10 protein-coding genes and 1 tRNA gene are annotated in these 10,645 nt (G+C 70.4%); 5 read left to right on the top strand and 6 right to left on the bottom strand.

Translation table 11 applies throughout. The annotated features are described in order from the left end of the window. Window positions 1–95: 95 nt before the first annotated feature. Entirely contained in the window at window positions 96–1,097 is a 1,002-nt protein-coding gene (locus OG379_RS16820; protein ID WP_393758581.1) for a sigma-70 family RNA polymerase sigma factor, read from the bottom strand. A 150-nt stretch (window positions 1,098–1,247) separates the two neighbouring features. On the opposite strand from OG379_RS16820, the gene OG379_RS16825 reads away from it, so the two are divergent. Then, the gene (locus OG379_RS16825) at window positions 1,248–1,826 is read left to right on the top strand and encodes a GNAT family N-acetyltransferase (protein WP_405663592.1); all 579 of its coding nucleotides are present in this window, start codon (window positions 1,248–1,250) and stop codon (window positions 1,824–1,826) included. Here OG379_RS16825 and OG379_RS16830 read toward each other — a convergent pair. After that, window positions 1,774–2,556 carry a dioxygenase gene (locus OG379_RS16830; RefSeq protein ID WP_405663595.1) on the bottom strand — a complete coding sequence of 261 codons (783 nt, stop codon included), beginning with the start codon at window positions 2,554–2,556 and terminating at the stop codon, window positions 1,774–1,776. The two genes, OG379_RS16825 and OG379_RS16830, sit on opposite strands and share 53 nt — an antisense overlap. Window positions 2,557–2,739: 183 nt before the next feature. Between OG379_RS16830 and OG379_RS16835 the strand changes: the two genes are divergently transcribed. Beyond that, on the top strand, window positions 2,740–3,252 hold the full coding sequence (locus OG379_RS16835; RefSeq protein WP_405663598.1) for a MarR family winged helix-turn-helix transcriptional regulator: 513 nt from the start codon (window positions 2,740–2,742) through the stop codon (window positions 3,250–3,252). A 33-nt stretch (window positions 3,253–3,285) separates the two neighbouring features. On the opposite strand, the gene OG379_RS16840 is transcribed toward OG379_RS16835, so the two are convergent. Together OG379_RS16840 and OG379_RS16845 are read right to left on the bottom strand one after the other, a co-directional pair. Further along, window positions 3,286–4,806 carry an MFS transporter gene (locus OG379_RS16840; protein ID WP_405663601.1) on the bottom strand — a complete coding sequence of 507 codons (1,521 nt, stop codon included), beginning with the start codon at window positions 4,804–4,806 and terminating at the stop codon, window positions 3,286–3,288. 196 nt (window positions 4,807–5,002) lie between these two features. Continuing rightward, window positions 5,003–5,656: a TetR/AcrR family transcriptional regulator gene (locus OG379_RS16845; RefSeq protein ID WP_405663604.1), complete on the bottom strand. Its 654-nt coding sequence runs from the start codon at window positions 5,654–5,656 to the stop codon at window positions 5,003–5,005. Between the two features lie 256 nt (window positions 5,657–5,912). On the opposite strand from OG379_RS16845, the gene OG379_RS16850 reads away from it, so the two are divergent. Continuing rightward, window positions 5,913–7,190 (top strand): M6 family metalloprotease domain-containing protein, encoded by a 1,278-nt coding sequence (locus OG379_RS16850; RefSeq protein ID WP_393758569.1) that lies wholly within the window; start codon window positions 5,913–5,915, stop codon window positions 7,188–7,190. Here the strand turns inward: OG379_RS16850 and OG379_RS16855 are convergent. Together OG379_RS16855 and OG379_RS16860 are read right to left on the bottom strand one after the other, a co-directional pair. Next, a complete protein-coding gene (locus OG379_RS16855; protein WP_405663607.1) occupies window positions 7,177–8,904 on the bottom strand; it encodes a class I adenylate-forming enzyme family protein in 1,728 nt (575 codons plus the stop codon). The two genes, OG379_RS16850 and OG379_RS16855, sit on opposite strands and share 14 nt — an antisense overlap. 80 nt (window positions 8,905–8,984) lie before the next feature. After that, the gene (locus tag OG379_RS16860) at window positions 8,985–9,830 is read right to left on the bottom strand and encodes an NAD(P)H-binding protein (RefSeq protein WP_405663609.1); all 846 of its coding nucleotides are present in this window, start codon (window positions 9,828–9,830) and stop codon (window positions 8,985–8,987) included. A gap of 137 nt (window positions 9,831–9,967) precedes the next feature. On the opposite strand from OG379_RS16860, the gene OG379_RS16865 reads away from it, so the two are divergent. Both OG379_RS16865 and OG379_RS16870 read left to right on the top strand, forming a co-directional pair. Further along, complete coding sequence (locus OG379_RS16865) at window positions 9,968–10,393, top strand: winged helix-turn-helix transcriptional regulator (protein ID WP_405663611.1); 426 nt, start codon at window positions 9,968–9,970, stop codon at window positions 10,391–10,393. A 159-nt stretch (window positions 10,394–10,552) separates the two neighbouring features. Next, window positions 10,553–10,625 (top strand) — tRNA-Arg (locus OG379_RS16870). Window positions 10,626–10,645 lie beyond the last annotated feature (20 nt).

Genomic DNA, 10,645 nt, shown 5'->3' on the forward strand with positions numbered 1-10,645 from the left:
GGGTGGGCGCCGGGACTCAGCTCAGGGGACCGGAAAGGAGACCGGTCGTCGGGCCGGTGCGAACCGGCTTGATGGGGAGATTACGGGCTATCGGCTCACGCCGCAGCATCAAAGCCCGTGTCGTGAGCCATTCGCTTCAATTCGAGCAGTGCGTGCTTCTCGATCTGGCGGATCCTCTCCCGCGTCAGACCGTGCTGCTTGCCCACCTCGGTGAGGGTCCGCTCACGGCCGTCCTCGATGCCGTACCGCATCTTGATGATGGAGGCGGTGCGGTTGTCGAGCTTGGAGATGAGCTCCTCGAGCTCCTCGCTGCGCAGCAGCGTCATCACGGACTGCTCGGGCGACACGGCGGAGGTGTCCTCCAGCAGGTCACCGAACTGTGTGTCTCCGTCGTCGTCCACGGACATGTTCAGGCTGACGGGGTCACGGGCCCAGTCCAGGACGTTGCCCACGCGCTCGGTGTTGGAGTCGAGCTCGGCGGCGATCTCCGCGTGCTCCGGGTCGCGCCCGTGCTCACGGTTGAACTCGCGCTGCACACGCCGGATCCTGCCGAGCTCCTCCACGAGGTGGACGGGGAGCCGGATCGTGCGGGACTGGTCGGCGATGGAACGCGTGATGGCCTGCCGGATCCACCAGGTGGCGTACGTCGAGAACTTGAAGCCCTTGGCGTAGTCGAACTTCTCGACCGCGCGCACCAGGCCGGCGTTCCCCTCCTGGATCAGGTCGAGCAGGGGCAGACCCGCCCTGGGGTAGCGCCTGGCCACGGCAACGACGAGCCGGAGGTTGGAGCGGATGAATATGTCCTTGGCGCGCTCGCTCTCGGCGACCAGCGCCTCCAGCTCCTCACGCTTCGCTCCGCCGGCCTCGCTCTCCACCACTCCGTCGAGGATCTGCTGGGCGTAGACGCCCGCCTCGATCGTCTGTGAGAGCTCGACCTCCTTGGCGGCGTCGAGCAGCGGTGTGCGAGCGATCTCGTCCAGGTACATGCCGACCAGGTCGCGATCGGCGATCTCCCCGCCCACGGCGCGAACACTGCTTGCCCGGTCGGTCCCGCCGGTGCTGGCGGACGAACGACGGGCGACGGCACGGGTTGCCATGCGTGCTCCCTTGCTGAGTAGGTCGCGACACCCTCCCGGGTGCCCTGCATCCGATGGAAACAACGACTGGAATCCGGACAGAATTCCCACGGGGGCCATTCACTTTCGAGATCATGCAGTACCCTGTCGCCCCCAACGCGAGGACACAAGGTGCAGATACCCCCAGAAACGCAGGTCAGGCCCGGTGTGGAAGCCGACCTGGAGGCCCTGACGGACATCTACAACCATTACGTCCGTGAGACCGCGCTCACTTTCGACACGGTTGCCTTCACCCCGGAGGAGCGCCTGCCCTGGTTGCGCTCCCATCCGGAAGACGGCCCCCACCGGCTCCTGGTTGCTCTGGACCCGCGTACCCGGGACAACGCTCCGCATGTCCTCGGCTATGCCACCAGCAGTCCGTTCCGCCCCAAGGCCGCCTACAGCACCTCGGTCGAGGTGAGCGCGTACTGCGCCCCCGACGCGACGGGCCGCGGCATCGGCACGCTCCTGTACAAGGCGCTGTTCGAGGCTCTGGCCGACGAGGACATCCACCGCGCGTACGCCGGGATCGCGCAGCCGAACGAGGCCTCGGGGCGGCTGCACCACGCCTTCGGCTTCCGGCACATCGGCACCTACACGGAGGTGGGCCGGAAGTTCGGCCGGTACTGGGACGTGGCCTGGTACGAGAAGCCGTTGCTCAGCCGAACTGCACGGAGCGCTTCGCCAGACCCATCCAGAAGCCGTCGATGACGCTGCGCCCCTGATCGAGTTCGCCCTCGGCCGCGCCGAGGGTGACGAACAGCGGCGCGAAGTGCTCGGTGCGGGGATGGGCCAGCCGGCCGGCCGGCGACGCGTGCTCGAAGTCCAGCAGGGAGTCGACGTCCTGCGCCTGGAGCGCACGGTGCCCCCAGTCGTCGAACTCCGCCGACCAGCCGGGCGTGGAACCCCCGGGGTGCCGCAGCGCCGCCAGGTTGTGCGTGAAGAAGCCGCTCCCGACGATCAGCACACCCTCGTCGCGCAGCGGCGCGAGCTTGCGCCCGATGGCCATCAGCTTCTGCGGGTCGAGCGTCGGCATCGAGATCTGGAGAACGGGGATGTCGGCGCCCGGGAACATCTCGACCAGCGGCACGTACGCCCCGTGGTCGAGGCCCCGGTCGGGGATGTCCTGGACCGGGGTCCCGGCGCCGCGCAGCAGCTTGCGGACGTCGTCCGCGAGCTTCGGAGCCCCCGGGGCGGCGTACGTCACCTGGTAGTAGTGCTCGGGGAAGCCCCAGAAGTCGTAGACCAGCGGCACGGACCGGGTGGCGCCGAGAGCGAGCGGGGCCTCCTCCCAGTGCGCGGAGACCATCAGGATCGCCTTGGGCCTCGGCAGCCCCTCCGACCAGGCGGCCAGCTCTCCGGGCCAGACCGGGTCGTCGGCGAGCGGCGGCGCACCGTGGGAGAGGTAAAGGGCGGGCATGCGTTCCGCGGTGACTGTCATGACACTCCCATTCCTCTGCCGATCAAGGTATGTGTGTTCTCTACAGGTACCGGGAACGGGCAACTGCGCGAGCACCGGGGATTCGGCAGATCGGCCCCTCAGGACCGAGTCTTTGAATCTTCAAGTTCCAACTACCAGAGACCTTAGCTCTATCTAGTTCAACTTTCAAGAAAAGGTCGTACAGTGGAGTACATGACCACGGCATCCCCCGGCGGGCCCCGGTGGCTCACCGACGAAGAGCAGGGCGTGTGGCGCGCCTACCTCCACGCCACCACGCTCATGGAGGACCATCTCGACCGCCAGTTGCAGCGCGACGCCGGCATGCCGCACGTCTACTACGGACTGCTCGTCAACCTCTCCCAGGCCCCCCGGCGGCGGAAGCGCATGACCGAGCTGGCCAAGGACGCCAAGATCACCCGCTCCCGCCTCTCGCACGCCGTCGCCCGGCTGGAGAAGAACGGCTGGGTCCGCCGCGAGGACTGCCCCTCCGACAAGCGCGGCCAGAACGCGATCCTCACCGACGAGGGCTACGACATGCTGGCGCGGTCCGCGCCGGGCCACGTCGAAGCGGTGCGCCAGGCGATGTTCGACCGGCTCAGCCCTCAGCAGGTGCAGAGCCTGGGCGAGATCATGCAGGTCATCGCGACCGGCCTGCAGCCGGAGGGCACGGACGCGGATCTGCCCTGGCTCCGCTGAGCGGAACCAGGGCAGACGTGCGGGGCCGTGCGCTCAGTGCGCGACGACCGGGATCTTGAACTCTTCCTCGATCCCGTCCGCCAGGTCCCCCGAGCCGCTCGCGGCGCCGGTGCCCGGACGTCCGGTGTTGATCAGGCCCACCGCGATCGCCGAGGCGGCGACCAGGATGCCGACCGCCCACCAGATGGCGCTCGCGAAGCCGGCGACCATGGCCTGCAGCTGGAGCAGCTTCGGGTCGCTCGCACCGGCGGCGTGATCGGCGATGAACGCGGTGGTGGCACCGGCGGCGATGGTGTTGAGCAGCGCCGTACCGATGGCCCCGCCGACCTGCTGCGAGGTGTTCACCATCGCGGAGGCCACACCCGCGTCACGCGGCTCGATGCCGTGCGTGGCCAGCGACATGGCCGGCATGAACGCCGTGCCCATACCCAGGCCGAGCAGCAGCTGGCCCGGCAGGATGACCGCCGCGTACGAGGTGTCGATGTCCAACTGGGTCAGCAGCAGCATGCCGACGGCCGCCATCAGGAACCCGGGGCCCATCAGCAGCCTCGGCGGGACCCGGGTCATCAGCCGGGCGCCGATCTGCGTGGAACCGGTGATCATGCCGACGATCATCGGCATGAAGGCGAAGCCGGTCTTGACCGGCGAGTATCCCTTGACCACCTGCAGGTAGTACGTCAGGAAGAGGAAGAGCCCGAACATCGCGATGATGGCGAGGCCCAGCGAGAGGTAGACCCCTCCACGGTTGCGCTCGGTCAGGACGCGCAGCGGCAGCAGCGGCGACTTCACACGCGACTCGGTGACGACGAAGGCCAGCAGCAGCACCGCGGCCGCGACGAACATTCCGATGGTCAGCGAGTCCGACCAGCCGGCCGACTCGGCACGGGTGAAGCCGTACACCAGCGAGACCAGGCCCAGCGTGGACAGGACGACGCCGGGGATGTCGAGCGTCGAGCGGTTGCGGCCGCCGGCCGGCTCGCGGATGACGAAGTAGGCACCGGCCGCGGCGACGATCGCGAACGGGATGTTGACGAAGAAGGTCCAGCGCCAGTTCAAGTACTCGGTCAGGAAGCCGCCCAGGATCAGGCCGACCGCGCCACCGCCACCGGCGATGGCCCCGTAGATACCGAAGGCCTTGGCGCGCTCCTTGGCGTCCGTGAACATCACGGCGAGCAGGGAGAGGGCCGCGGGGGCGAGCAGTGCGCCGAAGACACCCTGCAGGGCGCGGGAGCCGAACATCATGGCCTCACCCTGGGCCGCGCCGCCGAGCGCGGAGGCCGCGGCGAAGCCGAGCAGGCCCACGACGAAGGTGCGCTTACGGCCCCACAGGTCGGCGATGCGTCCGCCGAAGAGGAGGAGTCCGCCGAACGCGAGGGCGTAGGCCGTGATGACCCACTGCTTGTTGCCCTCGGAGATGCCCAGGTCGGTCTGGGCGGAGGGCAGGGCGATGTTCACGATGGTCGCGTCGAGCACGACCATCAGCTGGGCGAGGGCGATGAAGGCCAGCGCTTTCCAGCGACTGGGATCCGGAAGGGTGCCGGCTGTTTTCGACATGGGAGTAGCCACCTAAGGACACGAGGAGTTACGGGTCCGGCGTACGGGCCGCGAACGGACCCGCGTGCGAAACCGGAAAAGGGCGAACGGCGCCGACGGCCGGACGCATGAGGTCCGGGCCGGCATTCAGGGCTGGTGCGGCCGCCGAGGGCTGCTTACTGAGGGCTGTGGGTCGGGGTTCTCCGGTGCGCGGGTGTCAGCACCCGCTGCGCAGGTCCTCCAAGGTCGCCGCCGATCCGGGCAACTCCGAGCGGGCCGGGGCTTCCAGACCGTCAAGGAACAGCTGCAGATGGCGGTGGGTGAACCGGTCGATGTCCAGGCAGGCGATGCCGGGCAGGGGCCGGGTGAGCTGGGAGAGGGCGACGAGTACGTCACCGACGGCGATGTCGGTGCGCAGCCTCCCTGCGGACATGGCACGCTCCACGAGCCCTTCGACGGCCTCTTCGAGGCGTCGGCGCTCGGCGAGCAGTTCGGGATGGTCGGTGTCGAAGCCGCCGGACAGCATCGGGCACAGGGCGCCGATCCGTTCGTCGGCCGCCGCGTGCACGAAGCGGCTGAGGGCGGCGAAGGGGTCGGACTCGGCCGCGACGGCTTCCTCCGCCCGGTCGGTGGTGCGGGAGGTGACGGCGAGGACGACCTCGTGGATCAGGGCCGCCCGGTCGGGGAAGTTCCGGTAGAGCGTGGCGTTGCCGACTCCTGCCCTCCGCGCGACCTCGTCGAGCGGCACATCCGGGCCGAACTCGACGAACATCTCGCGCGCGGCCGCCACGATCCGCTCCCGGTTGCGCAGCGCGTCGGCCCGCGGGCGGGACGTACGGCGCTGTGCGGCGCAGGTGGCGACGGGCTTCACGGCTTCCCTTTCCGGTGTGTGACCGGCCCCTCGTGTCAACCGGGGACCGTTTCCCCGTTTCGCGGGGACACAGGTGCAAACGGGGAGAGGGTCCCCGGTTATTTCCCGCCCTCCATGTGACCTGCATCACATATATGCCGTGCCAAGAAACCCTCCATCGGCGCACCCAGCGAGCGGTCCCCCACGACCCGGCAGAGGCTGATCGCCAGAGCGCAGTCAGGGCCGGCCGGCTGCCGCGGACCGAAGGCGACGCCCTATGCAGCAGCCCCGCCACCGGATACGCGGGCACCGCCGCCCCCTCGCGCTCGCCGGAGCGACGGCCCTGGTCATCGCCACGATGGCATCGGCCAGCTCCACCCTCCCCATCGCCAGCCGCGCCTCCGCCGGACCGGCGGCCACCCCTCGGGGCACCGGCCTCGCGCCGTGCCGAATACCCACGGCCATGGGCGTACAGATGTCGGAGGGCCTGCCGACGCCCCCCGGCTACGCGCGTTCCACCGGCCGGATCAAAGCGCTCAACCTGATGATCGATTTCCCCGACGCGCAGGCGACGGAACCCGCCGAGGACCGGCTCGCGGAATTCTTCCCGCAGACCTCCGACTGGTTCCGCACCAGCTCCTACGGCCGGCTCACCTACCTGCCCGAAACACCCGTGAAGGACTGGCTGCGGATGCCGCTGCCGTTCTCCGAGTACGGCATCGAGCGCGGCTCACCGTACGAACCGGGCTACCGCAAGATGGTCAAGGACCTGGTGACCGTCGCCGATCCGAAGGTCGATTTCTCGGCGTACGACCTGATCAACGTGCTGGTCACCCCGAACGCCGGACCCTCTGCGCTGGACACCGTCCTCTCGGTGACCTTCTCCGGCAACGACGACGCCCCCTTCGCCGACGGCATCCCGCTCGCCAACACGTCCTTCGTCTACAGCCGCCAGGACGACGGCTCGGGCTCGTACGCGGAGACCGGCTACCGGGTGCTGCCCCACGAGAACGGCCACGTCTTCGGGCTGCCCGACCTCTACACGATGGAGGGCGGCGGCTCCGTGGGGCACTGGGACATCATGTCCGAGGACTGGGGGGCCAACAACGACCTCCTGGGCTGGCACAAGTGGAAGCTCGGCTGGCTGGCCAACGACCAGATCAGCTGCGCCGCCATGCCCGGCACCAGCGAGCACCTCCTCGGACCGCTGGCCACGACGGGCGGCCCCAAGCTGGCCTTCGTCCCGGTGAGCGCGGAGTCCGGCTACGCGGTGGAGGTACGGACCCCGGAGGGCAACGACGAAGCGGTCTGCCGGCCCGGTGTCCTCATCTACAAGGTGAGCTCCGACGTCGACACCGGCCAGGGCCCGGTCTCCGTCGAGGACAGCACCGAGGACAGCGGCGGCTGCACCCGGCGGCCCAATGTCCACGCCGAGCTCTCCGACGCCCCGTTCGAACCCGGCGAGACGTTCACCGACCGGGCCGACGGCATACGCATATCCGTACTGGAGAAGGACCCCGACGGGAACTACCGGATACGGATCACCCGCCCGTAGAGCCCTGGAAGCCCTGCCGCGCACGCTCCTGGACCACGCCGCGCAGCTCCCGCTTGAGGATCTTCCCCGTGGCGTTCCGCGGCAGCGGCTCCCTGGTCACCAGCACATGGGCGGGGACCTTGAACGCCGCCAGGCTCCGGCCCACGTGCTCCCGCAGCGCGTCCGCCGTGACGGCGGAGTCCGGGCTCACCCTGACGACCGCCGCGACCTCCTCGCCCAGGACCGGATGCGGGACGCCGAGCACCGCCGCGTCCTCGACGTCGGGGTGGTCGTGCAGTGCGGCCTCGACCTCCACGCAGTACACGTTCTCGCCGCCCCGGATCACCATGTCCTTGATCCGGTCCACGACGGACACCCGCCCGTCCCGCACGACGGCGAGGTCCCCCGTACGGAACCAGCCGCCGGTGAACGCCTCGGCCGTCGCCGCCTCGTCACGCCAGTAGCCACGTACCAGGGACTGACCGCGCAGCCACAGCTCGCCGGTCTCGCCGTCCGGGAGCGCCTCGCCCCGGGGCCCGGCAATCCGCACCTCGGTGACCGGCGTCGGGGTTCCGACGGAGTCCGGGTGCGCCCGGTAGGCGGCGCCGAAGACGGCCAGCACCCCGCCGCTGGTCTCGGTCAGGCCGTAGCCGTTGCGCGGCTCGATCCGCTCGCCGTGCCGGGCCGTGAGCCGGGCGACCAGGTCCGGCGGAGCTGCTGCGCCCCCGGTGTTCAGCCCCTTCAGGCTCTCCAGCACGTCGCCCGCGCGGTCCGCCGCCGCGAGCAGCTGGAGCGCGGTGGCCGGGACTCCCGCGTAGTGGGTGACACCGTGCCGGCGGATCAGCCGCAGGGCCTCCTCGGCATCCCACTTCTCCATCAGGACGAGGGTGCCGCCCGCCGCCATTGCCGCGTACAGGCCGGTGAACGCGGCGACGTGGAAGAACGGGAACGTCATCAGCGTGACCGGCGCCGGACCCTGGCCCGGGACCACTCCACGGCCCAGCGCCGAGGCTGCCGCCTGGTAGCGCGGGTTGAGGGCCGCGCCCGCCTGCGCGAGGTGGGTGGCCACGGCCCCCTTGGGCCGCCCCGTGGTGCCGGAGGTGTAGATGATCGTGGAGTCGTCCTCGGGCCTGATCTCCACCTCGGGCGGCGCGGCGTACGGATCGGGCTCCGGCAGGTCCGCGTACCTCTCGGCCCCGGGCGGCAGCTCCCCCTCCCCCTGGAAGACGACGAGGCGCGCCCCCGTCTTCCGGCACCGGTCCGCCACCTTCGGCAACTGCTCCCCGTCGACCAGCAGCACCGCCGGCTCGCAGTCGTCGAGGGCGTAGCCGAACTCCGCCTCCGTCCACCATGTGTTGAGCGGCACGGCGACGAGACCGGCGAGCTGCGCGGCCCAGAACGCGATCTGCCACTCGGGGCGATTCCGCATCGCCACCACGGCCCGGTCCCCGGGGCGGAGCCCGTACGACTCGGTGAGCCGCCGGGCGAGCGAGGAGGCGGCCGCGAAGAACTCACCGTACGAGCAGACGCGTTCGCCCGAGATCAGGAACGGCTGGTCGCCGAAGGCCCAGGTGGCCTCCACGAACTCCCGCAGTGTGCGCGGGCCGCTCGCGTAGATGAGGGGCCCGTGCTCGGCGCGCACCACGGCGAACGGCGCCCCGGGGCCGGTCAACGACGCCTCGATACGGGCGGGGGCTGCGGGCTCGGACGAACTGCTGGGTTCGGCGTGCGGCACGGACGGCCTCTCGATGCACTGCGGACTGGCTCAGCGACCCGGCGACGCTATGCCCGCACCCATTCCCCGTCAACCGGCCCCTACCGGAAGGCGGGCAGGCTGCGCTCCGCCCACGCGGCGAAGGGGGCGGCGGGGCGGCCGAGGACCTTCTCGACGTCCGGGCTGACGCGCTGCTCAACGGGGAGCGGCAGCCCCAGGATGTCCAGGGTCCCGTCGACGACGGCCCCCGGCATGAACTGCGACATGTGGGCGAAGGCGGCCTCGCGGGTCAGCTCGACGAACGCCACTTCCTCGCCCAGGAGATCCGCCAGGGCCGCGGCCTGCTCGCGCGGAGTGACAGCGGCCGGCCCGGTCAGCTCGTAGGCCTGCCCGGCGTGGCCGTCCTCCCGCAGGACGACCGCGGCGACCTCGGCGATGTCCGCGGGGTCGACGACCGGCAGCGCGACATCGCCGAACGGCGCGAGCACGGTGCGCCCGGTGCGCACCGAATCGGCCCACGCGAAGGCGTTGGAGGCGAATCCGCCGGGCCGCAGAATCGTCCACTCCAGGCCCGAGTCGCGGACGGCGTGCTCGAACTCCCGCAGTCGGCTGTGCGAAACCGCTTCCGGGCGGGTCGCGGTGACCTGCGAGGAGAGCAGGACGACCCTGCGGACCCCCTCCTCCCTGGCGACGCTCAGCAGGGCCCCGGCGCTCTCGCCGCCGGTCAGCATCTCCCCGGCCAACAGGATGAACAACGCGTCGGCACCCTTCAGTACGCCGCGGAGGCTTTCCGCCACCCCCAGGTCCGCCCGCACGTGGCGGGCGCCTTCGGGCAGCTCGGCGGGGAGCGGCCCACGCGAGACGGCGGTGACCTCCTCGCCCTGGGCGGTGAGGGCGGCGACCAGCGCGCGGCCCACGTTTCCGGTGGATCCGGTGACAACGATCACGAGACTGCTCCTCGACAGGGGACGGAGAACCGCCGGCAGACAGCGCCGGTGACATCGCGTTCTGTGGCTTCTTTCGGGAAGCTAGCATCCTGAATAAAGTAGGTACCTAGAGGAAAGTGACTACCCGGAGGGTTCGTATGACCACCAGCACCGCACGGCCGGACACCTGGGCCGCCCCCGCGCAGGGAGTGACCTCGGAGCAGGCATGCCCGATCGCCCCGGTGCTCGACATCGTCTTCAGCCGGTGGACGACGCCGATCCTCTGGACGCTCCACGCTTACGGGCGCCAGCGCTTCGTCGTGCTGCAGCGCAACATCGGCACCATCACCCCGAAGGTGCTCACACAGCGCCTGCGGCAGATGGAGCGCGACGGTCTGGTGCTGCGGACGTACCACCCGGAGGTGCCTCCGAGGGTGGAGTACGAGATCACCGGCCTCGGAAGCAGCCTGGCACCGCTCTTCGCCCACCTCGCGGACTGGTCCGCGGACAACCTGCCGCGCGTCGAGCAGGCGCGGCGGGAGTTCGACGCGACGGAGGAGACGACCTCCGGCCGCGGCCGCTGAACGCGAGAGCGGCGCCTCGGCACGGCCGGGACGCCCCCCTGGCGGAGCGCGCCCACCCGCTACACTGATCCCGGTGCAGGGCCACACCCTCGCACCGCACGGCTCAAAGGAACCGAGTGCCTGGGTCCGCAGGGACCCGATACCCGTTTCCCGGGCCGCGCCTTCGTAGCTCAGGGGATAGAGCACCGCTCTCCTAAAGCGGGTGTCGCAGGTTCGAATCCTGCCGGGGGCACAACGCGTTACTGCTCTGAC

The organism is Streptomyces sp. NBC_01166, assembly GCF_045039765.1.
GTDB lineage: Bacteria > Actinomycetota > Actinomycetes > Streptomycetales > Streptomycetaceae > Streptomyces.

What these genes read in the sequence shown, in the direction of transcription:
- OG379_RS16820 (WP_393758581.1), bottom strand. Translation starts at nt 1,097, where the DNA reads ATGGCAACCCGTGCCGTCGCCCGTCGTTCGTCCGCCAGCACCGGCGGG.
- OG379_RS16830 (WP_405663595.1), bottom strand. Translation starts at nt 2,556, where the DNA reads ATGACAGTCACCGCGGAACGCATGCCCGCCCTTTACCTCTCCCACGGT.
- OG379_RS16840 (WP_405663601.1), bottom strand. Translation starts at nt 4,806, where the DNA reads ATGTCGAAAACAGCCGGCACCCTTCCGGATCCCAGTCGCTGGAAAGCG.
- OG379_RS16850 (WP_393758569.1), top strand. Translation starts at nt 5,913, where the DNA reads ATGCAGCAGCCCCGCCACCGGATACGCGGGCACCGCCGCCCCCTCGCG.
- OG379_RS16865 (WP_405663611.1), top strand. Translation starts at nt 9,968, where the DNA reads ATGACCACCAGCACCGCACGGCCGGACACCTGGGCCGCCCCCGCGCAG.